We start from the raw sequence: 25690 nt of genomic DNA, 5'->3' as shown, positions 1-25690 counted from the left end.
CTGCATGCCCGGTGGTTCTATCCTGAACCACCGGGCCAAGCTTGTGTCAGCATCACTATAGCTATGGGGCGCAGTGCATGAGTATTCGGTACGAGTTTAATTTTCCGGAAGACGGAACCCAACTGGTTGTCGTAACACAGGCAGCGTGTGTATACCGCCTGTGAAGGCGATTCGAATCTGAAAGCCCTGCTCCGCTTTTTTACGCTATCCTCCAGTGTATCCTATTCTCTGGAAAGCCAGTTACTGAAGCAGCCACCGGCGTTTATGGGTAACACCGGTACACTGCAGCCTTTTGAACACAGGGAGAATCCCGGTCATGTTCGCTAACATCGCAATACTATGTGCCATATTAATTCTGGCCGGTGCCTTTATGTGGCTGAAGCCCTCCCCACGGGACCGGCATTTGAACACCTTGCGCACAGCGGCTTTAACGGCCGGGTTCAAACTCGACAGTATCCGCATACCGGATACCAGCATTGAAGGAAGGCTGGCCGAAAAGTCGTCGCTGATAACGCTATACCGCCTGCTTCACCGTTTTGACAAGGACAAGTCGCCCCGCTTTACCGTGCAAAGGACCACAGGGGTGTCCAGCGCTTTTCTGCCCGATGGGTGGAAATGGGCCGATCAGCATCGCCCGAACGAAGCCGTTACACAGCATTTACACGAGGTTCTACTCACCCTGCCGGCAGCGTATCTGGTCCTCGATGCCCAGCCAGACGGTGTGGGTCTGGTCTGGGATGAACGAGGCGATGCCTCGGCATTACCCGCGATTCGGGAAACGCTGGAGCGCCTGATCGCACAACTCTCTTTCTGAGCGCAATAATCGTCACTATCACCTGAGCTGCAGTCGTTGCCAGTTGACATCTGGCGGTCATTGTCTATCGTATGAACCACAATCAAACAGTCGTTTGAAACTTGTGTTTGATTTAAGTAAATCAGCTCGGATTTCAAACACGGTAGACAGCGATACGGGTGGGTCTGTGGCCCTATTCGAGACAATAAACGGAGAGCTTCCATGATTTATCAGGGTAAAGGCATAACCGTCGAGGCATTGCAGAACGGCGTCGCCGAACTCGTGTTCGATTTACAGGGTGACTCGGTCAATAAATTTGACCTGGCAACACTAACGGAACTGGCCGAGGCGACGAAAGCCATTGCCGCGAGTGATGCCCGGGGCGTATTGGTCCGCAGTGCCAAAAGCAGCTTTATTGTCGGTGCGGATATCACGGAATTCCTGGTTTGGTTCGATAAAGACGAAGAAGGCATCATCGGCGACATATTGGCCGCCAACGAAATTTTCAGCGCCTTCGAAGACCTGCCTATGCCGACCGTTGTTGCCATTAATGGCATGGCGCTGGGCGGTGGTTTTGAAATGTGCCTGTCTGCAGATTACCGGGTTATGTCGACCAAAGCCAAAGTGGGCCTGCCCGAAGTCAAGCTTGGTATTTATCCGGGCTTTGGCGGAACGGTACGACTGTCACGAATCATCGGTGCGGACAACGCCATTGAGTGGATTGCCTCCGGCAGCGAAAAGCGTTCTGACGCTGCCTTGAGCGATGGTGCCGTCGACGTCGTTAGTGAGCCGGAGGCCCTGCACGATACTGCCCTGGCGCTGCTTGAGCGTTTGATGTCTGGCGAGGTGGATTACAAGAATCGCCGTCAGGCCAAGCAAGGCAAACTTCAGTTGAACAACATTGAAAGCATGATGGTGTTCGAGACTGCCAAGGGCTTTATTGCAGGTAAGGCCGGTCGTCATTATCCGGCGCCGGTTGAAGCGGTAAAAGCCATTCAGAAGCACGCGAATTTTGATCGGGACAAAGCCATTGCCATAGAAGCAAAAGGCTTCGCTAGATTGGCCAAAACGCCGGTTGCCAAAAACCTTATCGGCCTGTTCCTGAACGATCAGAAAATCAAGAAGATCGCCAAGGATCACATTAAACAATCGAAAGATGTCAGCAAGGCCGCTGTGCTAGGCGCGGGCATCATGGGCGGTGGCATCGCCTATCAGAGTGCCAGCAAGGGCACCCCGATTCTGATGAAAGACATTGCCGAGTCGGGCCTGCAACTGGGGCTTGATGAAGCGGCCAAGTTGCTGGGCAAGCAGGTCGAGCGTAAAAAGCTGGATGTGCGCGGCATGGCGGATACCCTGAACCGCATTCGGCCAACCCTGTCTTACGGTGACTTTGGCGACGTTGATGTTGTGGTCGAAGCGGTTGTTGAAAACGTTAAAGTGAAAAAAGCCGTGCTCGCCGAAGCGGAAGCTCAGCTGCGGGATGACGCCATTCTGGCATCCAATACCTCGACCATCTCCATTACCGAACTGGCAACAGCCTTGAAAAAGCCAGAGCAGTTCTGCGGTATGCACTTCTTTAATCCGGTACATCGGATGCCACTGGTTGAAGTGATTCGTGGTGAAAAAACCAGCGATGAAACCATTGCGACAGTAGTCGCCTATGCACAGAAGATGGGTAAAACCCCCATTGTCGTTAACGACTGCCCTGGCTTTCTGGTGAACCGCATTCTGTTCCCGTACTTCGGTGGTTTTGCCATGATGTTGCGTGACGGTGCCGACTTCGAGCAAGTCGATAAAGTGATGGAAAAATTCGGCTGGCCGATGGGTCCGGCTTATTTAATGGATGTCGTTGGCATCGATACCGGGGTTCACGCCCAGGCTGTGATGGCCGATGGCTTCCCGGATCGCATGAAACAGGATTTCAAATCGGCCATGGATGTCATGTACGCCGAAGAGCGTTTCGGACAGAAAAATGGCGTCGGTTTTTACCGTTATGAGACCGACAAAAAAGGCAAGCCGAAGAAAGTATCCGATCAAAAAGCACACGAACTGGTCGCCAGTGTGCGCTCGTCTGAGCACGATATTTCAGAAGACGACATGATCAATCGCCTGATGATCCCAATGTGTCTGGAAACGGTTCGATGCCTGGAAGACGGCATCGTCAATACCGCCGCCGAGGCCGATATGGGCCTGGTATATGGTATTGGTTTCCCGCCGTTCCGCGGCGGTGCTCTGCAGTACATCGATGACATTGGCGTCGCTGCATTTGTTGAACTGTGTGATCGCTACAAAGATCTGGGCAAGCTTTACGAGCCAACCGACAAACTGCGCGACATGGCTAAAAACGGCCAGACCTTTTACGGTTAAGACGGGAGAACAGCAACCATGACTATTCGAGATAATGATGCAGTAATCGTCGACTTTGCGCGTACCCCCATGGGTCGCAGCAAGGGTGGCAGCCACCGTTTTACCCGTGCCGAAAATCTGAGCGCAGACCTGGTAAACGGCTTGCTGGCCCGCAACGAAGCACTGAACCCGGCCGACATCGACGACATTATTTGGGGCTGTGTTAACCAGACCAAAGAGCAGGGCTGGAACGTCGCCCGCATGATGCAATTGCTGACTGATATTCCGCACACGGTTCCGGCGCAAACGGTCAGCCGTCTGTGTGGATCTTCGATGTCGGCGTTGCACATTGCTACGGCCAATATCCAGTCTGATAACGGCGACATCTATGTTATCGGCGGTGTTGAACATATGGGCCACGTCGACATGATGCACGGCGTTGATCCGAACCCAATGCTGTCACACAAGGCGGCGAAAGCGTCGGGCATGATGGGGCTGACGGCTGAACTGCTGTCCAAGATGCACGGCATTGGCCGCGAACAGCAAGATCAGTTCGGTCTGCGTTCGCACATGAAAGCTCATGAAGCCACGCAAGCTGGTAATTTCGATAACGAAATTATTGCGCGAACGGCCCATGATGCCGACGGCAACCCCTACCTGATGAAGCACGACGAAACCATTCGTCCTGAGACAACGCTGGAGGGGCTGGCATCGTTGCGCCCGGCCTTTGACCCCAAAGCAGGAACGGTAACCGCAGGTACTTCAAGCCAGATCACTGATGGTGCATCGGCCATGGTGGTCATGTCATATCGCAAAGCCAAAGCCCTGGGTTTGAAACCCCGTGCGGTGGTGCGGGGTATGAGCCTGGCCGGTGTGGATCCGTCGATCATGGGGTACGGGCCGGTTCCGGCCACTAAAAAGGTGTTGAAAAAGCTGGGCATGACCATTGAAGACATCGACTATGTCGAACTCAATGAAGCTTTCGCAGCTCAGGCACTGCCGGTACTGAAAGACCTGAAATTGCTCGAGAAAATGGACGAGAAGGTGAACTTGCATGGTGGCGCCATTGCTCTGGGCCATCCTTTCGGTTGTTCCGGTGCGCGCATTACCGGCACGCTGCTGAATGTGATGGAGCAAAACGACGGACAATTTGGCCTGTCGACCATGTGTATTGGTCTGGGGCAGGGCATCAGTACTGTCATTGAACGAGTCTGACCGGACACCAGCCTTCTGAAACCATCTGTTTGATCTGAACTGGTGATACAGGCAAGGCGATTCGAGTAGGAAGCCAGCCTGGTTATAATCAGGCTGGCTTTTCTGTTGGCGAGGCTCGTTTTGTTCAGTACTCGGGGTGTTCTCCGGGCAGACCCAGAATATCGATGGCGCCCGATGCCACCAGCTCTGCGGCAGAGCGGTACCACCAGTGTCTGTTAAAGATAGAAAGGATACCGCCAGTGCGCAGCACAGCGTCATCAGTGTCCCGGCACTGGCCGATCAGTTACCACTGGCGCAATTGGAGAGACAAATGAAATACCCCAGCGCAGGCATTTATCAGCATTACAAGGGTAACCGGTATCGGGTCATCGGTGTGAGTCGCCACAGTGAAACCGAAGAGCCATTTGTCGTCTATCAGTGTTTATACGGCGATTACAGCCTATGGGTACGGCCGCTGGACATATTCATGGAATCGGTACGAATCGACGGCGAAGACATACCGCGTTTTGAGCGGGTTCAGTCTTTGGATGAAGCCGACTGGCTGTCACTGGCCGCAGAAGTATCTTCGCCCATCGTTGAATCGTAGAGACCGGGATCAGCTGGGAGATGTTTTTGATCTTTTGCCGGTCACTGGACGGAATTTCAGGATGATGGGTCCTGCCACCAAGGTTGCCGATTTCCTCCGCTAGCGATTGATAGCAGGTCACATCGCGCTGGGAGTCCTGATTGGCCGGATCAAGGGACAGCAGGTTTTCCGCCTCTTCAACCAGTTTTTTGAATCAGGTGCAATAAGTCGGGGTCATGGTCATAGACCATCAGAGTGGAAAACACTTCTTCATATTGTGTCTGCTGGGAGCGAAGCTGCCGAAATTGATACTCTGGTACGCTCCTGAACGAGAACCCGTGGTCGAATATTAACAGTAGAAGAAACCATCTGGCTGTACGCTTTGCCCGGGTTCGTGCATAGTACGGCGCTGAATGGGCGGCGGAGTTCACCTGGTGAACCCCGCTAGTACCGGTTCCTCGCTGCGCAGCGGCGACTTGACCTTGAGGGGTCAAACGGTATATACGTCTGCGCCGCTTGCGTTCCCCGGGGTTCGTAAGCTAAGTATATAAAAGGAAGCAACAGGCGGAATTATAGCGCATGGGTAAATCTCTGGTCATTGTCGAATCACCAGCAAAAGCCAAAACGATCAACAAATATCTGGGAAATGACTTTATCGTCAAGTCCTCGGTAGGTCACATCCGTGATCTGCCCACCAGTGGCCAGGCCAAGCCGGTAGACGCCAAGGCGCGCGCGCGCCAGGCGGCTGAAACACGCAAGATGTCACCCGAAAAGAAAGCGATTCACAAAAAGCAGAAAGCCAAGGAGCAGTTGGTCGCCCGTATGGGTATTGACCCGGCTAACGGCTGGGCCGCTCAGTATCAGGTACTCCCTGGCAAGGAAAAGGTGGTCGATGAACTGCGCCGATTGGCCAAGACTGCCGACACCGTCTACCTCGCGACGGATTTGGACCGCGAGGGGGAGGCCATTGCCTGGCATTTGCAGGAAAGTATCGGTCTTGCCCCTGAAAAGTACCGTCGGGTAGTGTTTAACGAGATCACTAAAAAGGCCATTAATGAGGCCTTCGAACGTCCGGGAGAGCTCGACCTTAACCGGGTAAACGCTCAACAGGCACGGCGTTTCCTCGACCGGGTCGTGGGCTTTATGGTGTCGCCGTTGCTCTGGGCCAAGGTGGCACGGGGCTTGAGCGCTGGCCGGGTTCAGTCAGTTGCAGTGCGTCTGATCGTTGAACGGGAACGTGAAATCCGGGCGTTCAATCCGGAAGAGTTTTGGGATTTACACGTTCAAACACGGGCTGCCAATGACGCCGAAGTCCGGTTTGAGGTTGCCCGCTATCTGGGCGACAAGTACCGCCCGGTCAATAAGAGTCAGAGCGATGAGCACGTAGAGCGCCTGCGCGATGCCGCGCTGCGCATCACTGATCGCGAAGACAAGCCGACGTCGTCGAAAGCAGCACCGCCTTTTATTACCTCGACGTTGCAGCAGGCAGCGAGCACACGTCTGGGCTATACCGTTAAGAAAACCATGACTATGGCTCAGCGCCTCTATGAGGCCGGTCACATTACCTACATGCGTACTGACTCCACCAACCTGAGCCAGGAAGCCGTGGCGTCTGCGCGCGAGTACATTGCCGATCAGTACGGTGAGCCTTATTTACCGGAAAAACCCATGGTCTATGGCAGCCGGGAAGGGGCCCAGGAGGCGCACGAAGCGATTCGGCCGTCTTATGTGGCCCGCAAGAGTGCCGACCTGTCTGATATGGAACGTGACGCTCAGCGGCTCTATGAGCTGATCTGGCAACGTTTTGTCGCCTGTCAGATGGTTCCGGCGAAGTACAAGAGTACAGTGCTTACCGTCGCCACCGGGGACTATGAGTTGAAAGCCAAGGGCCGGGTGTTGGTATTCGATGGTTACACCCGGGTGATGACCCAGGTCGCCAAAGGCGATGACGCCATTGAACTGCCAGATATGAAGGTGAATGACGAACTGGCACTGGTGGCCCTGGAGCCACGGCAGCACTTCACCAAGCCGCCTGCTCGCTTCACGGAAGCCTCGCTGGTCAAGGAGCTGGAAAAGCAGGGCATCGGCCGACCCTCGACTTACGCGTCCATTATTTCTACGATTCAGGAGCGCGGTTATGTGCGCCTGGTCAGTCGACGGTTCTTTGCCGAGAAAATCGGCGATATCGTGACTGATCGTCTGACCGAGTCGTTCAAAGACCTGATGCAATACCAGTTTACGGCGCGCCTGGAAGAGTACCTGGATGATATTGCGACCGGTGAACGAACCTGGAAACAGGTGCTCGACAGCTTTTATGACGATTTCACGCGCCAGCTGGATCAGGCTGAGTCTGACCAAGACGGCATGCGGGCCAACGAACCGACACCGACCGACATCGAGTGCCCAAAATGTGGCCGGCCGATGATGATTCGTACCGGCACCACCGGAGTGTTTCTCGGTTGCTCCGGCTACAGTTTGCCGCCGAAGGAGCGCTGCAAGGGCACGCTCAACCTGATTCCCGGAGAAGAAGCCCTGGATCTGGAAGACGATGAAGAGGCCGAAGCCCAGGCACTGCGGCATATGGAGCGCTGTGACAAGTGTGGCACCGCCATGGACAGCTATCTGATCGACGAAGGCCGCAAACTGCATATCTGCGGTAACAACCCGGATTGCACCGGCTTTAAAGTCGAAAAAGGTCAGTACAAGATCAAGGGTTATGATGGCCCGACACTCGAGTGCGACAAATGCGGCTCGGAAATGCAGCTCAAAAGCGGTCGTTTCGGCAAGTACTTCGGTTGCACCAATGAAGACTGCAAGAACACCCGCAAACTGTTGCGCAACGGTGAAGCCGCGCCACCGAAGATGGACCCAATTCCGATGCCGGAACTGAAGTGCCTGAAAGTGGATGATACTTACGTGCTGCGTGATGGCGCTGCCGGCCTGTTTCTCGCGGCCAGCCAGTTCCCGAAAAACCGGGAAACCAGGCCCCCACTGGTGAAAGAACTGGCAGCGCATGCCGAGGAATTACCGGAAAAGTACCTGTATCTGACCAAAGCACCGAAAAAAGACGACGAAGGTCGGCCCACAGTCATTCGTTTCAGTCGCAAGACCAAAGAGCAGTATGTTATGACTGAAAATGAGGATGGTAAGGCGTCTGGCTGGAAGGCGTATTATCAGGGCAAGCGTTGGGTGGTTGAAGAAAAGGCCAGTAAAACGGCCAAGGCCTAACCGTTAACCCAAAAAAAAACCGGCAGCTGCCGGTTTTTTTATCGCTGCGTTCCAGTGAAGGAACGCTCAGCTTTTGGGAAAATCCCGTTGGGTGTGGCCTTTATAGAGCTGACGGGGCCGACCAATGCGGTAGCTGCCACTGATCATCTCTTTCCAATGGGCAATCCAGCCCGGCGTGCGGCCTACCGCGAATAGAACGGTAAACATGTCGTTCGGGATGCCTAGGGCCTTGAAAATGATGCCTGAATAGAAATCGACGTTGGGATACAGCTTCTTCTCCACGAAGTAGGGGTCTTCCAGGGCAATCTTTTCCAGTCGCATGGCAATTTTCAGCAACGGATCGTTGTTGATGCCCAGCTCACCCAGCACTTCATCGCAAGTGGCCTTCATCACCTTGGCACGGGGGTCGTAGTTCTTGTAGACCCGGTGGCCAAAGCCCATCAAACGGAACGGATCGTCCTTGTCTTTGGCGCGCTTGATGTACTCTTCAATGTTGGCTTCATCACCAATCTCTTCGAGCATATTCAACACGGCTTCATTGGCACCGCCGTGTGCCGGCCCCCAGAGTGCTGCTATACCGGCGGCGATGCAGGCAAAGGGATTGGCGCCGGAAGAGCCTGCCAGGCGCACCGTCGAGGTTGAGGCGTTCTGTTCGTGATCGGCATGCAGCGTGAAAATCTTGTCCATAGCTCGGGCCAGGACGGGGTTCACGGTGTATTCCTCAGCCGGCGTACTGAACATCATGTGCAGAAAGTTACCGCCGTAGGACAGATCGTTCCGCGGATACATAAACGGCTGACCCATGGAGTACTTGTAGGTCATAGCCGCCAGGGTCGGCATTTTTGAAATCAGGCGATGAGCGGCGACTTCGCGGTAATGATCGTTACTGATGTCCAGTGAATCGTGATAGAACGCCGACAGTGCGCCAACCACACCGACCATAATGGCCATGGGGTGGGAGTCGCGACGGAACCCCTGGAAAAACTCATGCATCTGCTCATGCACCATGGTGTGGTGCATGATGGTGTTTTTGAATTCGCTTTTCTGGTTGTTGTCGGGCAGTTCGCCGTAGAGCAGCAGGTAACACACATCCAGATAGTCGGCATTGTTGGCCAACTGATCAATGGGGTAGCCCCGGTGCAGTAGGACACCTTTATCACCATCGATGTAGGTGATTTCTGACTCGCAGGACGCAGTTGAGACAAAGCCCGGATCGTAAGTAAACAGGCCATGAGCGGTCAGCGACCGCACGTCTACAACATCCTGACCCAGAGTGCCGGAGTAAATCGGCAGTTCAATCGGGTCTCGTCCTTCGATGACCAACTTGGCTGTCTTGTCAGTCATGAGGCCTCCTCTTAAAAACAGTGTTAGGCGCCAGTGTACAGGCGCTGGATGGGGTGAGATCGTGCCGGACCTTAGTTGCAGGCCCTGTGTGGTGTGTTTGCTCAGTGAGAGCAGCACTGGATGATACAGTTGTGACTCAGAGTTTAAAATCGGGCCAACTATAGAGCCTTGGTCGGGATTGTCAATTTGACTTCGGTCTTACACCCGGTTGACGAAAATCGATGCCTCCCTCTAAAGTCGAAGTGGAAACGGTTTGTCAATGGATACAATAGAGTCCACTAATAAATCCCTGATCAGGCGGGCTGATCACGGGCGTGACCATTTGTAATTGTGTTCGACGGTCTCTATAATTCCGCCGCATTTCGGGGTTGGGCTAATCCGTCCAACAACTCCAAACACCCCAACCCTGGGGTTCGCACCATAAGAAGAGTGTACTGCCGTGAAAGATCACCGACCGAAAAACCTCGACCTGACGACAATCCGTCAGCCGATCACCGCCATAGCGTCGATTCTGCACCGCATCACCGGCGTCATGCTGTTTGTCGCTGTGGGCTTTCTAGTCTGGGCTTTGAGCCTGAGTCTTGAGTCCCGTCAGGGGTTTGACCAGACCGTTGCTGTCATGACTCATCCCTTCGCCAAGCTGATCACCTGGGGCATCCTGTCGCTGGTTGTGTATCACTTCTTTGCCGGTATCAAGCATCTGATCATGGACGCCGGTTTCGCTGAAACGAAAGAAGGAGGGCCGCTGGCTGCCAAGATAAGCATGGTCCTTTCCGTTGTCGTGATCGTATTGATGGGGATATGGGTATGGTAAAAAGTGTGACGAATTTGACCCGAAGTGGCCTGTCTGACTGGCTCGTGCAACGTGTTTCAGCCGTGTTGCTGGCACTCTATACACTCTTTATGGTTGGTGTCTTGCTAGCCAATCCCGATTTGGGCTACGACGAATGGGAGCACCTGTTCTCCCTGTTCTGGGTAAAACTGTTCACCCTGGCCACCTTACTGGCTCTGGTTGGTCATATCTGGATCGGCATGTGGACCGTCGCGACTGATTATCTGAAAAACACCTGGGTTCGCTTCTTTTTTCTCTGTGTGATTGCGGTAACCGCCTTTGTGTATCTGGTTGCCGGTGTTACCGCTGTATGGGGTGTATAAAGCATGGCTAACATCAAGACAATGACCTATGACGCCATCGTGGTTGGCGGCGGCGGTTCAGGCTTACGGGCAGCGCTTCAACTGGCTGAATCCGGTTTGAATACGGCCGTGATCTCCAAAGTGTTCCCGACCCGGTCACACACGGTATCGGCCCAGGGTGGTATCACCTGCGCCATCGCCAGTGCGGATCCGGATGACGATTGGCGCTGGCACATGTATGACACCGTTAAGGGGTCCGATTATATCGGTGACCAGGACGCCATCGAATACATGTGTTCTGTCGGTCCTCAGGCGGTGTTTGAGCTGGATCATATGGGCTTGCCGTTTTCCCGCTTTGAGAATGGCCGAATCTACCAGCGCCCCTTCGGTGGTCAGTCGAAGAATTTCGGTGAAGGCGGGCAAGCCGCCCGTACCTGTGCTGCAGCCGACCGTACCGGTCATGCGCTGTTGCACACTCTGTATCAGGGCAACCTGAAAGCCGGTACCAAGTTTTTAAACGAATGGTACGCCGTAGATCTGGTGACCAACGACAGCAATGCCGTAGTCGGTGTGGTAGCTATTGATATCGAAACCGGTGAAACCGTTCATATTCAATCCAAGGCGACGGTTCTGGCGACGGGCGGTGCAGGGCGTATCTACGCTTCCACTACCAACGCATTGATCAATACCGGCGACGGCATTGGTATGGCACTGCGCGCGGGCTTCCCGGTACAGGACATGGAAATGTGGCAGTTCCACCCAACCGGCATTTACGGCGCCGGAACCCTGGTTACCGAAGGGTGCCGGGGTGAAGGTGGTTATCTGATCAATAAAGACGGCGAGCGGTTCATGGAACGCTATGCACCAAACGCCAAAGACCTGGCAGGCCGCGATGTGGTGGCCCGGTCGATGATTCTGGAATTGCTCGAAGGTCGCGGGGGCGGTCCGGAAGGCGATCATGTCTTCCTGAAGCTGGATCACCTGGGCGAAGAGTTGCTGCAAAGCCGCCTGCCCGGTATTGTTGAGCTGTCCAAGACCTTTGCTCACGTAGACCCGGCTAAAGAGCCAATTCCGGTCGTACCCACCTGCCACTATATGATGGGCGGCATTCCGACCAACATTGGTGGCCAGGCGCTGTCGATTGATGAAGACGGCAAGGATCACGTGATTGATGGCCTTTACGCCTGTGGTGAAGCGGCCTGTGTATCAGTGCACGGTGCCAACCGTCTGGGAGGTAACTCACTGCTGGATTTGGTGGTCTTTGGTCGCTCGGCGGGTATGCAGATCGAGAAAACGCTGCGTGAAGGCTTTGAAACCAGCGCTGCTACCGAGGCTGACATAGAACGTGCCATGGCTCGTCTGGATGCATTGGACAATGGCAAGGGCACTGAAAAAGTGGCTGACGTCAAAAAAGACCTGCAAAACTGCATGCAATTGCACTTCGGTGTATTCCGCGAAGGCAAGAGCATGGGCGAAGGTCTGGCCAAGTTGGCTGAACTTCGCAAGCGTGTTGAAAATATCGCTCTGGACGACAAGAGCCGCGCCTTTAATACCGCACGGATCGAAGCCCTTGAACTCGCCAACCTGCTGGAAGTGGCAGAAGCCACTGCTGTATCAGCTGAGCAGCGCACGGAAAGTCGTGGTGCCCATGCCCGCGAAGATTTTCAGGTGCGTGATGATGAAAACTGGCTGTGCCACTCCATCTTCAAGCCTGGCGAGAAAGTGATCAGTAAGCGGGGGGTGAATTTCACACCGAAGACCGTTGATACCTTCCAGCCTAAAATCCGGACTTACTAGGAGCGTTGTATGAAAGTCAGCCTGTATCGCTACAATCCGGAAACCGACAAGAAGCCCTATATGCAGGATTACGACATTAATGTCCCTGCAGACAAAGATCTGATGGTTCTGGATGTTCTGAATCTGGTCAAAGAGCAGGATCCTTCTGTATCCTATCGCCGCTCATGCCGTGAAGGTGTCTGTGGTTCAGACGGTCTGAACATCAATGGCAAGAACGGCCTGGGCTGTATTACGCCGCTGTCAGAAGTGAAGGGCGGTCGTGACAAGTTGGTCGTACGTCCGTTGCCGGGCCTGCCAGTCATTCGTGATCTGGTGGTCGACATGAGTGTCTTCTACAAGCAATACGAAAAAATCAAGCCGTTCCTGATCAATGATCAGCCAGCACCCGCCATTGAACGGCTGCAAAGCCCGGAAGATCGGGAGAAGCTGGACGGCCTGTATGAGTGTATTCTCTGCGCCTGCTGTTCAACGTCCTGTCCTTCATTCTGGTGGAATCCGGATAAATTCGTTGGTCCGGCTGGTTTGCTGCAAGCTTACCGTTTCCTGGCAGACAGCCGGGATACAGCCACAGACGATCGGCTGGCGGAACTGGATGACCCGTTCAGTGTGTTCCGTTGCCGTGGTATCATGAACTGTGTCAGCGTTTGCCCGAAAGGGTTGAACCCAACGCGTGCGATCGGTCATATCCGGTCTATGCTGTTGGCCAACGCGACCTGATCACTGTTAATCAAGAATACAGCCGCCTCACTCTGCGGTTGAACCCCGGTATCGGGAGGTATCGGGGCGTTTTGCGGTAAGCTGGTTGCTTTACCGGTCGGCCTGGCGCAATTGAGTGACAAAAATTGAGCGATGTCATTTGGCATCATATTCTCCGCGGTATTGAACAAATAGGGTTCAAGCAATGCATAATGGCACCATGGAGGAACTTTGGTCTACATCCCATCTATCGGGCGGTAACCAAGCCTACCTTGATGAAATGTTCGAAGCCTATCTGGCTGACCCCAATTCCGTCACCGAGCAATGGCGTGCGGTGTTCGACAAACTCCCCAACATTAACGACAAAGTCACGACCGATACGCCTCACTCGCCGGTTCGCGATCACTTCCTGCTTCTCGGTAAATCCCGCAACGTCGCGGCCAACACCCTGGCACCCAGTATCGTCACCGAGCACGAGCGCAAGCAGGTGCAGGTGCACCAATTGGCGACAGCCTACCGGTTTCGGGGTCATCAGAAAGCCAAGCTTGATCCGCTCGGAATCGCTGTGCGCGGCGACGTGCCGGATCTGGAGTTGCAATACCACGGCCTGTCCGCCGCCGATGAAGACACCGTTTTTCAATGTGGAAACCTCTATATAGGCAAGTCAGAGGCACCACTGAAAGACATCGTCACTGCCCTGGAGCAGACCTACTGTTCCTCCATCGGTACCGAATTTACCCACATTGTTGATACCGCCGAGCGCCGCTGGATTGAGCAGCGCATTGAATCGGTGCGGTCAAAGCCCGACTATTCTTCTCAGGCTCGTAAACACATACTGGAGCGCCTGACCGCTTCGGAAGGTCTGGAGAAGTTTCTGGGCTCCAAGTACCCCGGAACCAAGCGGTTCGGACTGGAAGGTGGTGAAACGCTGATTCCGCTGATGGATGAACTGATCCAGCGCAGCGGTAGCTACGGCGCCAAAGAGATCGTTATCGGTATGGCCCACCGAGGTCGGCTGAACATGCTGGTGAACATTCTCGGCAAAAATCCGTCCGAGCTGTTCCAGGAATTTGAAGGCAAGTCCTTCCTCGATCAGGGTTCCGGTGACGTTAAGTATCACCAGGGGTTTTCATCGAATGTGATGACCGAAGGCGGTGAGATGCATCTGGCACTGGCATTTAACCCGTCACACCTGGAAATCGTGTCGCCGGTGGTAGAGGGCTCTGTACGTGCCCGTCAGGATCGTCGTAAAGATACGTCCAGAGATCAGGTTATTCCGGTGAATATCCATGGCGATGCCGCTTTTGCGGGGCAGGGCGTGGTGATGGAAACCTTCCAGATGTCCCAGACCCGGGCGTTCAATACCGGCGGGACCATTCATGTCATCATCAACAACCAGGTCGGTTTTACCACCTCCAAGCGCGAAGATGCGCGCTCTACCGAATACTGCACCGACATTGCCAAGATGGTTCAGGCTCCGATCCTGCATGTGAATGGAGATGACCCTGAAGCCGTGGTGTTTGCTACCCAGGTTGCTGTCGACTATCGCCAGCAATTCAAGAAAGACGTGGTGATTGATCTGGTTTGCTACCGGCGCCGTGGTCACAACGAGGCCGACGAGCCCGCGATGACCCAGCCATTGATGTATCAGGCCATTCGCAGCCGTAAAACCTCGCTGGCATTGTACATCGAATCACTGATTGAACAGGATGTCATCACCGAGGGTGAGGCCAAAACCATCGCCGATGAGTACCGTGATCTGCTCGATAACGGTGAGCATGTGGTCAAATCACTGGTTAAAGAGCCCAACAAAGCCCTGTTTGTAGATTGGTCGCCCTACCTGAATCAGCCAGTTGTGGATGATTACGATTCCAGCTACCCGCTCAAGGAACTGCAGGACCTGGCCAACCAGATGAATACCCTGCCGGAAGGCTTTCCGCTGCAGCGTCAGGTCAACAAAATTCTCGAAGACCGAGCCAAAATGACCAAGGGTGCGCTGCCGATCAACTGGGGCATGGCCGAAATGCTCGCCTATGCCACGCTGATCAAAGACGGGCATCCGGTGCGGATGACTGGTCAGGACTCTGGCCGCGGCACCTTTGTGCACCGCCATGCCGTGTTGCATAACCAGAAGGATGGCAGTACCTACACACCGCTGGCGCATTTGTCAGACGATCAACCAAGTTTCGAAGTGTGGGATTCTTTCTTGTCAGAGGAGGCAGCGGTTGCCTTCGAGTATGGCTATTCAACCACTACGCCGAACACCCTGGTGATCTGGGAAGCCCAGTTTGGTGATTTCGCCAATGGCGCCCAGGTGGTGATCGACCAGTTCATCACCTCCGGTGAGCACAAGTGGGGGCGTCTCTGCGGCCTGGTCATGCTGTTACCTCATGGTTATGAAGGCCAGGGGCCGGAGCATTCGTCGGCTCGTCTTGAACGCTTTTTGCAAATGTGTGCTGAACAGAACATCCAGGTATGCATGCCGACTACGCCAGCGCAGGTGTTTCACATGCTGCGTCGCCAGGCCCGGCGTAATCTGCGCAAGCCACTGGTGGTCATGTCGCCAAAGAGCCTGTTGCGTCATAAAGATGCGGTGTCCAGCCTGGAAGAGCTCGCCAATGGCAGTTTCCAGACAGTGATTCCGGAAACCGACAGCAGTATTGATCCGAAGAAGGTTACCCGCGTGGTGCTCTGCTCCGGCAAGGTCTACTACGACCTGACCGAGAAGCGCACCAAGGAATCAGCCAACAACGTGGCCATCGTCCGGATTGAGCAGCTGTACCCCTTCCCGGAAGACCGGCTGTATGAAATCTTGCTGGCTTATCCGAAGCTGAAAGAGGTGATTTGGTGTCAGGAAGAACCGATGAATCAGGGCGCCTGGTATTCCAGTCAGCACCACATGCGCAAGGCGCTGCACCGGGTCAATCCCAAGTTGTATCTGAGCTACGCTGGGCGCGAAGCCTCGGCTTCTCCGGCGGCCGGATACATGGCATTGCACCTTGAACAGCTTGAAAAATTCCTTAATGAAGCAATTTTGCTTGATCAATGATCGACGGCTAACCGACTAAGGACCCACTACATGGCTACAGAAATTAAAGCTCCCCAGTTCCCAGAGTCCGTCGCTGACGGCACCGTTGCTACCTGGCACAAGCAGCCCGGTGAAGCGGTATCCCGTGATGAACTGATCGTCGATATTGAGACAGACAAGGTTGTACTGGAAGTCGTTGCACCGGCTGATGGTGCGATCAAGGAAATCACCAAGAATGAGGGTGACACCGTCGAAAGCCAGGAAGTGATTGGCTATTTCGAAGCGGGGGCTGGTGGCGAAGCGAAAGCTGGCGATAAAGCCGATGCCAAGCAGAGCGATACGGCTAAAAAAGACGATTCCGCCAAAAAAGACGACAGCGCAACGTCAGGTGACTCCGGAAAGGACGATGCCGATGCTGCGATGAGCCCTGCGGCACGTCGCCTGGCTGATGATAACAACCTTAGCGCTCAGGATATTACCGGAACCGGTAAGGGTGGACGCATCACCAAGGAAGACGTGGTGAATGCGGTTGAAAGCAATTCGAAATCAAGCCCGGCCAGCGCACCTTCCAACAGCATGCCCGGTATGATGCCGCAGAGCCAGAGCACTTCGTCAGCGGCCGTTGCTACTCGGCCGGGTGAGCGTTCGGAAAAACGGGTGCCAATGACTCGTTTGCGCAAGCGGGTTGCGGAACGGTTGCTTGACGCTAAAAACACCACCGCCATGCTGACGACGTTTAACGAAGTTAACATGAAGCCGATCATGGATCTGCGCGCCAAATACAAAGAAGAATTCCAGAACGCACATAACGGCACACGTTTGGGCTTTATGTCATTCTTCATCAAGGCCGCGACCGAAGCACTGCGTCGCTTCCCGGATGTAAACGCCTCCATCGATGGCGATGACATCGTGTATCACGGTTACTACGACATCGGTGTTGCCGTTTCCAGCGATCGCGGTTTGGTCGTTCCGGTATTGCGTGATACTGAACAGATGAGCCTGGCGACCATCGAAAGCACCATCCGCGACTTCGGATCGAAAGCTCAATCCGGCAAGTTGGGGCTGGAAGACATGCAGGGCGGAACCTTCACCATTACAAACGGTGGTGTGTTTGGCTCCTTGTTGTCGACTCCGATTTTGAATCCGCCGCAAACGGCGATTCTGGGGATGCACAAGATCCAGGAACGTCCGATGGCCGTGAACGGTGAGGTGAAAATCCTGCCGATGATGTACCTGGCGTTGTCCTACGACCACCGTCTGATCGACGGTAAAGAAGCCGTGCAATATCTGGTTGCCATTAAAGACATGCTGGAAGATCCGGCGCGCATTCTGCTTGAGCTGTAAAGGCTGTGTCCGGGGTATGGACAGGCGCGTAACGGAACACGAATAGGTAGGGCAGCGGCTCGGTCGCTGCCATCGCTAATAGTTAATAGAAGGGTCAGGAATATGGCACAACAATTTGATGTAGTGGTTATCGGTTCAGGGCCGGGCGGTTACGTCGCCGCTATCAAGGCAGCGCAACTGGGCTTGAAAACAGCCATCGTCGAAAAGTGGCTGACCAAAGATGAAAAACCATCTTACGGTGGAACCTGCCTGAACGTTGGTTGCATTCCGTCGAAGGCGTTGCTGGAATCTTCAGAAAAGTTTCATGAAGCGCAGCACGACTTTCAGTTGCACGGCATTGGCCTGAAAGATCTCAAGGTTGACGTCAAGGCCATGGTCAAGCGCAAAGAAGACATCGTTGGCAAATTGACCGGCGGTGTGGCTGGTTTGTTGAAAGGCAACGGCGTGACCACCTTTGAAGGCAAGGGGATGCTCAAGGCCAACAAGGTCGTTGAAGTCACTTTGCACGATGGCAAGGTAGAAACCCTGGAAGGCAAAAACGTCATTCTGGCCACTGGTTCTATCCCGATCGAGATTCCACCAACACCGTCCAATGGCGATACCATTGTTGACTCTGAAGGTGCACTGGAATTTTCTTCAGTACCAAAACGTCTGGGTGTGATCGGTGCGGGTGTGATCGGCCTGGAGCTGGGTTCAGTCTGGAAACGCCTGGGCTCGGAAGTGGTTGTGCTGGAAGCCATGGACACCTTCCTGCCAGCAGCAGACCAGGCTATTGCCAAAGATGCCTTGAAGTTTTTCACCAAGAAAGCCGGTCTCGATGTACGTCTGGGTGCCCGGGTAACAGGCTCTGACGTTAAGAAGAACAAGGTTGAAGTGACCTTTGAAGACAGCGAAGGCGAAAAGAAAGAAACCTTCGACAAACTGATTGTTGCTGTAGGTCGTCGCCCTTTCACCGAAGGCTGCCTGGACAAGGGTTGTGGGGTTTCTTTGGACGAGCGTGGTTTTGTTCAGGTTGACGACCAGTGCCGCTCCACCGTGCCGGGCGTTTATGCCATTGGCGACGTTGTACGTGGCCCGATGCTGGCGCACAAAGGGTCGGAAGAAGGCATCATGGTGGCTGAGATCATCGCTGGCCATAACGCCCAGATGAACTACGACACCATTCCGAACGTCATTTATACCCACCCGGAAATTGCCTGGGTCGGCAAGACCGAAGAACAACTGAAATCAGAAGGCGCTGACTATAAAGTGGGTTCTTTCTCCATGGCGGCCATCGGTCGTGCCATGGCGCAAAATGCTACCGACGGTCAGGTCAAAATCATCGCCGATGCCAAGACCGACCGGATTTTGGGTATGCACATATTCGCGTCAGGTGCATCAGAAATGATCGCTCAGGGCGTGATCGCGATGGAGTTTGCCTCCAGCGCTGAAGACTTGCAGCTGACCTGTTTCGCTCACCCGACTAACTCGGAAGCGGTGCACGAAGCAGCATTGGCTGTAGATAATATGGCAATTCATAAGGTCAATCGCAAAAAGCGTTGATTATAGAAAGTTACCGGGAGATTGCTCCCGGTTTCTTTATTCGCTAATCAGAGTGCCTTGCGGGTGAAACCCACTAGAACAACAAATTCTCCCAATCACTCGAGTTCACAGAACGGAAAGAACGATGAACCTACACGAGTATCAATCGAAGCAGCTGTTCAAAGAGTACGGTCTGCCTGTATCCGATGGCTTTGCCTGTGATACGCCCGAAGAAGCGGTTGCTGCCGCTAAAAAGATCGGGGGTAGCATGTGGGTGGTCAAGGCTCAGGTACACGCGGGTGGCCGGGGCAAGGCTGGCGGCGTAAAGCTGGTCAAAACCGATGAAGAGATTCGCGCCTTTGCTGAGAAGTGGCTGGGTAAGAATCTGGTTACTTTCCAGACCGATGAAAAAGGCCAGCCAGTCAGCAAGATTCTGGTTGAAACCTGCACCGACATCGCCAACGAACTGTACCTCAGTGCCGTTGTCGACCGTGGCAGCCGTCGCGTTGTCTTTATGGCATCGACCGAAGGTGGCATGGACATCGAGACAGTCGCTGAAGAAACGCCCGAGAAAATTCTGCGCGTTGTCGTCGACCCGCTGGTTGGCGCTCAGCCTTTCCAGGCGCGTGACGTGGCATTCCAGCTCGGCCTGAAAGGCGAGCAGGTCAAGCAGTTCACCAAGATCTTCCTGGGTCTGGCGAAGCTGTTCGTCGACAAAGACCTTGCGCTGATTGAAGTGAACCCGCTGGTGATCACCGACGAAGGCAATCTGCACTGCCTGGACGCCAAAATCGGCGTTGACGCCAATGCATTGTTCCGTCAAAAGCAAATTGCCGACATGCGTGACCCCTCTCAGGAAGACGAGCGTGAAGCGCAGGCAGCCGCCTGGGAGCTTAATTACGTTGCTCTGGACGGTAACATTGGCTGCATGGTCAATGGCGCCGGCCTGGCGATGGGCACCATGGACATCGTCAAGTTGAGCGGTGGCCAGCCTGCCAACTTCCTTGATGTAGGCGGCGGTGCGACCAAAGAGCGTGTGGCGGAAGCGTTCAAAATCATTTTGTCCGATACCTCGGTCAAGGCCGTTTTCGTTAACATCTTCGGTGGTATTGTTCGTTGCGATATGATTGCTGAAGGCATCATTGGTGCTGTCGAAGAAGTGGGCGTGAAAGTCCCTGTTGTGGTTCGTCTCGAAGGCAATAATGCTGAATTGGGCACCAAAAAACTGGCCGACAGTGGCCTGAACATCATTGCAGCCACTTCGCTGACTGACGCTGCCGAAAAAGTGGTACAAGCAGCCGGAGGTGCAGCATGAGCGTATTGATCGATAAGAACACCAAGGTAATCTGCCAGGGCTTTACCGGTTCACAGGGTACGTTTCACAGTGAACAGGCGATTGAATACGGTACGCAAATGGTCGGTGGTGTTTCGCCGGGCAAGGGTGGTACTACGCATCTGGGCCTGCCAGTCTTCAATACCGCTCGCGAAGCGGTAGAAGCAACCGGTGCAACTGCTTCTGTGATCTACGTACCGGCACCGTTCTGCCTGGACGCCATCATTGAAGCCGCCGACAGTGGTGTTGAGCTGGTGGTGTGCATCACCGAAGGCATCCCAACGCTGGACATGCTGGTTGCCAAAGAATACGTCGACCGCAAGGGCGTGCGCATGATCGGCCCGAACTGCCCCGGTGTGATCACCCCGGGACAATGCAAGATCGGCATTATGCCCGGCCATATTCACAAGCCAGGTAAAGTGGGCATCGTATCGCGTTCCGGTACCCTGACTTACGAAGCCGTGAAGCAGACGACTGATCATGGTTTTGGCCAGTCAACCTGTGTTGGTATTGGCGGTGACCCGATTCCAGGTTCCAACTTCATCGACATTCTGGAAATGTTCGAGAAAGATCCGGCAACCGAAGCCATTGTGATGATTGGCGAGATTGGCGGTACCGCTGAAGAAGAAGCAGCAGCTTACATCAAGGCCAATGTTTCCAAGCCTGTCGTTTCTTACATTGCCGGTGTTACCGCACCTGCAGGTAAGCGTATGGGCCACGCGGGCGCCATCATTGCCGGTGGTAAGGGCACGGCCGATGAGAAGTTTGCCGCTCTGGAAGACGCCGGTGTTAAAACCGTGCGCTCTCTGGCGCAAATCGGTGACGCACTGAAAGAAGTCACTGGCTGGTAAGCTTTATCATCGCTTAACAAAGCGAGAAAAAAAAGGCAGCTTAGGCTGCCTTTTTTATTGAGTGAGAATAAGTAGGCTGCCAGGGAGGGGGTGGTTGGGCTAGACTCTCACCGTATGACGGACATTAGGATTAAGGACAAGTAAGGCATGATACATTTATTCGATTGGCTGGCATTGCTGGTATTTTTCACCAGTTGGGTGGTTTATACCCGCTATGCTTCCCGGGAAGCAAAGCGCAGACACAGTTTGTCGTCCATCATGCATCACTTCAGAGTGGACTGGATGCACCGACTCTTGCGTCGGGAAAACCGGGTGTCTGATATGTCGGCCGTGGGTAATCTCGAGCGCAACTCAGCCTTTTTCGCCTCCAGTTGCCTGTTCGTAGTGGCGGGTCTGATTACCGTGTTGGCCGCGTCGGAACAGGTTGTACGACTGCTAAATGACATCTCCTTTGTACAGCCCGGTACCAAGGCATTGTGGGAAGCCAAAGTCGGTGTTTTGGTAGCGATTTACGTCTATGCCTTTCTCAGTTTCACCTGGAGCATGCGTCAGTTTGGGTTCTTATCGGTCATGATTGGTTCGGCGCCCACGCCAAGCGAGACCATTCCTGACTCTGTGAAGAAAGACTTCTCAGTCCATACGGCCAAAGTAATGGATCTGGCGGGGAAGCAGTTTAATTTGGGGTTGCGGGCGGTGTATTTCAGTCTGGCTGTTATCGGTTGGTTTCTGGGACCGCTCTGGTTTGTGGTACTGACCAGTGTGATCATAGGCGTGTTGTACCGGCGTGAATTTCGCAGTACGACACTGAAAGAGCTGGTCAGGGCGAGGGGCCTGGACCCTAACCAGGACATCAATCTGGGAAAGAGTGCCGAGGAATAAAACGGCCACCCGGTCTCCCGGCGTAGCGGGGGACCGGGCTTGAACAAATTTACCGGGTTGGCGCGGAGCTGACCGGAATCGAACGCTGATCCTGAATGGCCTGGCGCAAGGGTACGCGCATCAGCAAAATGCCCCCGGCGATAAAGTAGAGCATGATGATCAGCAAAGCCTGATGCCGCCCAACGGCATCGGATATGGGGCCGAATGTCATGCCGATGATGATGGCAAAGCGTCCGAAAGTACCCCACAACCCGAACAGCAAGGCCGAGTCTTTCGGGCTTGCCAGCAAACCGACCACAGCACGGCTGGCGCTCTGCGTCGCACCCATGGCGCTGCCCGCCACAAAGGCGACCACCACAAAGAGTGTCGAGACCGTCATCCCGGTCAATGCGACCAGTACATCCAGATAATAAATGCCCAGCAGGCCCAGCAACCACCAGCCCAGTGTCAGAAGCAGGGTGTTTTTGGAGCCCAGGGTGTCTTCTATAAAACCGAAGCCGATGGCCCCGATCATCGAGGCAACCTGCAGCGTGGCCCCGATAATCAGTAGTTGAGTGCCGCGAATGCCAATTTCTTCCTGGGCGTAGATGCCGAAGAATTTGACCACAACCGATACCCCGGCCATGTACACCATGAACGCAACGAAAAACCGAAACAGAACCGGGTAGTCGGCAATGATGCTGCGCATGGCCAGTAATCGTACGCCTGCGGCTTTTAGCAAGACGGAAAAGCGGGCGTGCTCGAATTCGGGAATGGGTTCGGCCCGTTCTTTGACGAAAAGAAACGTGGGCAGGGCACCGAGCCCGTAAAACAGCGCGACGACGACCATAGCCAGTTGGTTCTGGTCGATATAAAGCGAAAGATTTGAGCTTGCGCTTTCGGTCACCACCACGATGATGATCAGCAGACTTAGCAGCCCACCGATGTAGCCAATACCCCAACCCACTCCGGAAATTCGGCCCATATTGTCTTTGGTGGCCAACTCGGTCAGGAAGCTTGCGATGAAACTTTCGGACAGCATCCAGGCGGTGTTACTGCAGATCAGAAATGTCATGCCAAGCCAGACCGACCCTGGCTCCACGAAGTACAAACCGCCGGTTGCCAGCACCGATACCCAAGTACACCAGGCAAGATAGCGCTTCTTGCGGCCACTGTAGTCGCAAATCACCCCGACCAGTGGCGCCAGAATGATCGCCAGACCGGTGGAAATCGCCACGCTGGCAGCCCAGAAGGTGTTTTTCAGGTGGTCAAGCTCGGGCGGAACTATGTAGGAAATGAAAAAAGCACTGTAAATGAAGCTGACTACGACGGTGGTATAGCTGCTGTTGGCGAAGTCATACATGGCCCAGCCAAAGATTTCGCGCTTGCGAACGGGAGCATCATAAGGGGTTGGCGTCGACATTCTGAGGGTGCTTCCTTGTAGTAGACGGCTATTGAAATATGCTCGGTCGGTAGGGGACGTATGTTTGTCGCCCCGAACCGGTGGCGTTCGGTTATAAGTGTGCATCAGCGTCGCCTGCGTGGAAAGGCTGTTACAGGAAATGATAGTGCCGGTGCTTGAAATGCATCACAAGGCCCATAAATAGAGGGGACCATAGGCTAAGTCTTTGATTTGAGGTGAATTACATGTCTGAAACCCAACAAGAAACGCTCAGTTTTCAGACAGAAGTCAAGCAACTTCTGCATTTGATGATCCACTCCCTGTACTCCAACAAGGAGATTTTCCTGCGTGAGCTGATCTCCAATGCCTCTGATGCCTGCGACAAATTGCGATTTCAGGCATTAAAGGATGATTCCCTGCTCGCGGAAGACAGTGATCTGACCATTCGGGTCGAGTACGACAAAGAAGCCGGCACGGTTACGCTGACCGATAATGGCATTGGTATGACCCGCGACGACGTTATCGCCAACCTGGGGACCATCGCCAAATCCGGCACCGCTGAATTTCTAAAAAATCTGACCGGTGACGAACGTAAGGACAGCCAGTTAATCGGGCAATTCGGGGTGGGTTTTTACTCGTCCTTCATTGTAGCCGACGCCGTTGATGTCTATACCCGTCGCGCCGGAACACCTGCTGATGCCGGTGTGCACTGGCGCAGTGAAGGCGAGGGCGAGTTCAGCCTAGCTGAGGTGACACTGCCAGCACGCGGAACACGCATCGTCTTGCATCTGAAGCCGGAAGAAATCGAGTTTGCCGATGGCTGGCGCTTGCGCAACCTGATCCGCAAATACTCGGATCACATCGCCATTCCGGTGCAGATGTTGAAGGAAAGCTACGACGACCCGGAGGATGAAAAAACTGGGGAAACGGCGGTTGAATGGGAAACCGTTAACAGCGCCAAAGCGTTGTGGACCCGCCCGCGCAGCGAGATATCCGACGACGAATACAAAGAATTGTACCGCCATATTTCGCACGACTTTGGCGACCCCTTAAGCTGGAGCCACAACAAGGTTGAGGGCAAGCTGGACTACACCAGTCTGCTGTACATTCCGAAGAAAGCCCCCTATGACATTTGGAACCGGGAACGCATTCGCGGGTTGAAACTCTATGTCCAGCGTGTGTTCATTATGGACGATGTCGAGCAATTCCTTCCGATGTATCTGCGCTTCGCCAAGGGCATCGTTGATTCTAACGACTTGCCGCTGAACATCAGTCGCGAAATCCTGCAAAGTGACGATGCCATCGACAACATGCGCTCGGCTCTGACCAAGCGGGTACTGGATATGCTGGCCAAGCTGGCCAAGAAAGACCCTGAAGGGTATCAGGCATTCTGGGATGAGTTTGGTCAGGTTCTGAAAGAGGGGCCAGCCGAAGACTCTGCCAATAACGACAAAATTGCCAAGCTATTGCGTTTTGCCACTAGTCATACCGGCGAACCCGCCCAGACACAGTCACTGGACGATTACGTCAGCCGAATGAAAGAAGGGCAGGATAAAATCTATTACGTGGCCGCAGATAGCCATCAGACCGCCAAGAACAGCCCCCACCTGGAGGTGTTCCGCAAGAAAGGCATCGAAGTGCTGCTGATGAGCGACCGGATTGACGAATGGTTGATGGGGTACCTGCGTGAGTTTGATGGCAAGTCCCTGGTCGATGTTGCCCGTGGCGGTCTGGATCTGAGCGGTGTGGAAACCGAAGCAGAGAAAGAGGCTCAGCAAAAAGCCAACGACGATCACAAGCCTCTGTTGGAGCGACTGAAAACATTGCTCGAGAACGACGTTGAAGAGGTCCGCATGACTCACCGTCTGGTGGAATCACCGGCCTGCATCGTCGTTGGTGACAACGACATGGGTGCCCAGATGCGCCGCATTATGGAGGCTGCCGGTCAGGCGGTACCCGAGACCAAGCCCATTTTTGAATTGAACCCCGAGCATCCGCTGGTGCAGCGGCTAGAGCAGGAAACCAGTGAAGACCGCTTTTCCGATCTGGCCAATATCCTGCTGGAACAGGCGCGCCTGGCGGAGGGGTCGCACCCCAAAGATGCCGCAGGCTTTGTCGGTCGCCTGAACAAGCTACTGCTTGATCTGTCCCGCTAAGTCGCTGGTTTTAATTTAGCCTCCGAACCTGGCAACAGATTACAGTATCCAAAATAAGCGGCGGGCCACATTGTGGCCC

The 25690-nt window shown here is 54.3% G+C and carries 18 protein-coding genes; 16 read left to right on the top strand and 2 right to left on the bottom strand.

Translation table 11 applies throughout. The annotated features are described in order from the left end of the window. Window positions 1-316 precede the first annotated feature (316 nt). The 5 genes from WEB54_RS12520 to topA all read left to right on the top strand — a co-directional run bounded on the left by WEB54_RS12520 (window position 317) and on the right by topA (window position 8147). A complete protein-coding gene (locus WEB54_RS12520) occupies window positions 317-814 on the top strand; it encodes a hypothetical protein (protein WP_368055984.1) in 498 nt (165 codons plus the stop codon). A gap of 201 nt (window positions 815-1015) precedes the next feature. Then, window positions 1016-3160: a fatty acid oxidation complex subunit alpha FadB gene (gene fadB / locus WEB54_RS12515; RefSeq protein WP_368055750.1), complete on the top strand. Its 2145-nt coding sequence runs from the start codon at window positions 1016-1018 to the stop codon at window positions 3158-3160. Between the two features lie 18 nt (window positions 3161-3178). Next, window positions 3179-4354, top strand: a complete 1176-nt coding sequence (gene fadA / locus WEB54_RS12510; protein WP_368055752.1) for an acetyl-CoA C-acyltransferase FadA — start codon at window positions 3179-3181, stop codon at window positions 4352-4354. A 310-nt stretch (window positions 4355-4664) separates the two neighbouring features. After that, a complete protein-coding gene (locus WEB54_RS12505) occupies window positions 4665-4940 on the top strand; it encodes a DUF1653 domain-containing protein (protein ID WP_368055821.1) in 276 nt (91 codons plus the stop codon). Between the two features lie 558 nt (window positions 4941-5498). Then, on the top strand, window positions 5499-8147 hold the full coding sequence (gene topA, locus WEB54_RS12500) for a type I DNA topoisomerase (RefSeq protein ID WP_368055754.1): 2649 nt from the start codon (window positions 5499-5501) through the stop codon (window positions 8145-8147). Window positions 8148-8213: 66 nt separating this feature from the next. Here topA and gltA read toward each other — a convergent pair whose 3' ends face one another. After that, complete coding sequence (gene gltA / locus WEB54_RS12495) at window positions 8214-9491, bottom strand: citrate synthase (RefSeq protein WP_368055756.1); 1278 nt, start codon at window positions 9489-9491, stop codon at window positions 8214-8216. A gap of 439 nt (window positions 9492-9930) precedes the next feature. On the opposite strand from gltA, the gene sdhC reads away from it, so the two are divergent. The 10 genes from sdhC to WEB54_RS12445 all read left to right on the top strand — a co-directional run bounded on the left by sdhC (window position 9931) and on the right by WEB54_RS12445 (window position 22074). Then, complete coding sequence (sdhC, locus tag WEB54_RS12490) at window positions 9931-10305, top strand: succinate dehydrogenase, cytochrome b556 subunit (RefSeq protein ID WP_368055757.1); 375 nt, start codon at window positions 9931-9933, stop codon at window positions 10303-10305. 5 nt (window positions 10306-10310) lie between these two features. Then, window positions 10311-10646, top strand: a complete 336-nt coding sequence (gene sdhD, locus WEB54_RS12485) for a succinate dehydrogenase, hydrophobic membrane anchor protein (protein WP_368055759.1) — start codon at window positions 10311-10313, stop codon at window positions 10644-10646. A gap of 3 nt (window positions 10647-10649) precedes the next feature. Further along, window positions 10650-12422, top strand: a complete 1773-nt coding sequence (gene sdhA / locus WEB54_RS12480; protein ID WP_368055761.1) for a succinate dehydrogenase flavoprotein subunit — start codon at window positions 10650-10652, stop codon at window positions 12420-12422. A 9-nt stretch (window positions 12423-12431) separates the two neighbouring features. Beyond that, the gene (locus WEB54_RS12475; RefSeq protein WP_368055763.1) at window positions 12432-13139 is read left to right on the top strand and encodes a succinate dehydrogenase iron-sulfur subunit; all 708 of its coding nucleotides are present in this window, start codon (window positions 12432-12434) and stop codon (window positions 13137-13139) included. A 184-nt stretch (window positions 13140-13323) separates the two neighbouring features. After that, a complete protein-coding gene (locus tag WEB54_RS12470) occupies window positions 13324-16167 on the top strand; it encodes a 2-oxoglutarate dehydrogenase E1 component (protein WP_368055765.1) in 2844 nt (947 codons plus the stop codon). A gap of 30 nt (window positions 16168-16197) precedes the next feature. Then, window positions 16198-17490: a 2-oxoglutarate dehydrogenase complex dihydrolipoyllysine-residue succinyltransferase gene (gene odhB, locus WEB54_RS12465; RefSeq protein ID WP_368055767.1), complete on the top strand. Its 1293-nt coding sequence runs from the start codon at window positions 16198-16200 to the stop codon at window positions 17488-17490. Window positions 17491-17592: 102 nt separating this feature from the next. Continuing rightward, entirely contained in the window at window positions 17593-19032 is a 1440-nt protein-coding gene (lpdA, locus tag WEB54_RS12460) for a dihydrolipoyl dehydrogenase (RefSeq protein WP_368055769.1), read from the top strand. A gap of 124 nt (window positions 19033-19156) precedes the next feature. Next, window positions 19157-20326, top strand: a complete 1170-nt coding sequence (gene sucC, locus WEB54_RS12455; RefSeq protein WP_368055771.1) for an ADP-forming succinate--CoA ligase subunit beta — start codon at window positions 19157-19159, stop codon at window positions 20324-20326. Beyond that, complete coding sequence (gene sucD / locus WEB54_RS12450) at window positions 20323-21195, top strand: succinate--CoA ligase subunit alpha (protein ID WP_368055773.1); 873 nt, start codon at window positions 20323-20325, stop codon at window positions 21193-21195. Before sucC ends, sucD begins: the two co-directional genes overlap by 4 nt. Window positions 21196-21342: 147 nt before the next feature. Beyond that, window positions 21343-22074: a DUF599 domain-containing protein gene (locus WEB54_RS12445; RefSeq protein WP_368055775.1), complete on the top strand. Its 732-nt coding sequence runs from the start codon at window positions 21343-21345 to the stop codon at window positions 22072-22074. Window positions 22075-22123: 49 nt separating this feature from the next. Here the strand turns inward: WEB54_RS12445 and WEB54_RS12440 are convergent, their stop codons facing one another. Continuing rightward, the gene (locus WEB54_RS12440; protein ID WP_368055777.1) at window positions 22124-23476 is read right to left on the bottom strand and encodes an MFS transporter; all 1353 of its coding nucleotides are present in this window, start codon (window positions 23474-23476) and stop codon (window positions 22124-22126) included. Window positions 23477-23700: 224 nt separating this feature from the next. Here WEB54_RS12440 and htpG point away from each other — a divergent pair, with 224 nt between their 5' ends. Further along, the gene (htpG, locus tag WEB54_RS12435) at window positions 23701-25611 is read left to right on the top strand and encodes a molecular chaperone HtpG (protein WP_368055779.1); all 1911 of its coding nucleotides are present in this window, start codon (window positions 23701-23703) and stop codon (window positions 25609-25611) included. Window positions 25612-25690 lie beyond the last annotated feature (79 nt).

This window comes from Saccharospirillum sp. (assembly GCF_040881935.1).
In the GTDB taxonomy this organism is placed as follows: Bacteria; Pseudomonadota; Gammaproteobacteria; order Pseudomonadales; family Natronospirillaceae; genus Saccharospirillum.
This window is presented reverse-complemented; position numbering and strand designations above follow the sequence as displayed.

Excerpts from the sequence above, each read along its gene's own strand:
- sucC (WP_368055771.1), top strand. The coding sequence starts at position 19,157 with ATGAACCTACACGAGTATCAATCGAAGCAGCTGTTCAAAGAGTACGGT.
- fadB (WP_368055750.1), top strand. The coding sequence starts at position 1,016 with ATGATTTATCAGGGTAAAGGCATAACCGTCGAGGCATTGCAGAACGGC.
- topA (WP_368055754.1), top strand. The coding sequence starts at position 5,499 with ATGGGTAAATCTCTGGTCATTGTCGAATCACCAGCAAAAGCCAAAACG.
- htpG (WP_368055779.1), top strand. The coding sequence starts at position 23,701 with ATGTCTGAAACCCAACAAGAAACGCTCAGTTTTCAGACAGAAGTCAAG.
- sdhA (WP_368055761.1), top strand. The coding sequence starts at position 10,650 with ATGGCTAACATCAAGACAATGACCTATGACGCCATCGTGGTTGGCGGC.
- WEB54_RS12470 (WP_368055765.1), top strand. The coding sequence starts at position 13,324 with ATGCATAATGGCACCATGGAGGAACTTTGGTCTACATCCCATCTATCG.
- WEB54_RS12505 (WP_368055821.1), top strand. The coding sequence starts at position 4,665 with ATGAAATACCCCAGCGCAGGCATTTATCAGCATTACAAGGGTAACCGG.
- gltA (WP_368055756.1), bottom strand. The coding sequence starts at position 9,491 with ATGACTGACAAGACAGCCAAGTTGGTCATCGAAGGACGAGACCCGATT.
- fadA (WP_368055752.1), top strand. The coding sequence starts at position 3,179 with ATGACTATTCGAGATAATGATGCAGTAATCGTCGACTTTGCGCGTACC.
- sucD (WP_368055773.1), top strand. The coding sequence starts at position 20,323 with ATGAGCGTATTGATCGATAAGAACACCAAGGTAATCTGCCAGGGCTTT.
- WEB54_RS12520 (WP_368055984.1), top strand. The coding sequence starts at position 317 with ATGTTCGCTAACATCGCAATACTATGTGCCATATTAATTCTGGCCGGT.
- WEB54_RS12440 (WP_368055777.1), bottom strand. The coding sequence starts at position 23,476 with ATGTCGACGCCAACCCCTTATGATGCTCCCGTTCGCAAGCGCGAAATC.
- WEB54_RS12445 (WP_368055775.1), top strand. The coding sequence starts at position 21,343 with ATGATACATTTATTCGATTGGCTGGCATTGCTGGTATTTTTCACCAGT.
- lpdA (WP_368055769.1), top strand. The coding sequence starts at position 17,593 with ATGGCACAACAATTTGATGTAGTGGTTATCGGTTCAGGGCCGGGCGGT.
- WEB54_RS12475 (WP_368055763.1), top strand. The coding sequence starts at position 12,432 with ATGAAAGTCAGCCTGTATCGCTACAATCCGGAAACCGACAAGAAGCCC.
- odhB (WP_368055767.1), top strand. The coding sequence starts at position 16,198 with ATGGCTACAGAAATTAAAGCTCCCCAGTTCCCAGAGTCCGTCGCTGAC.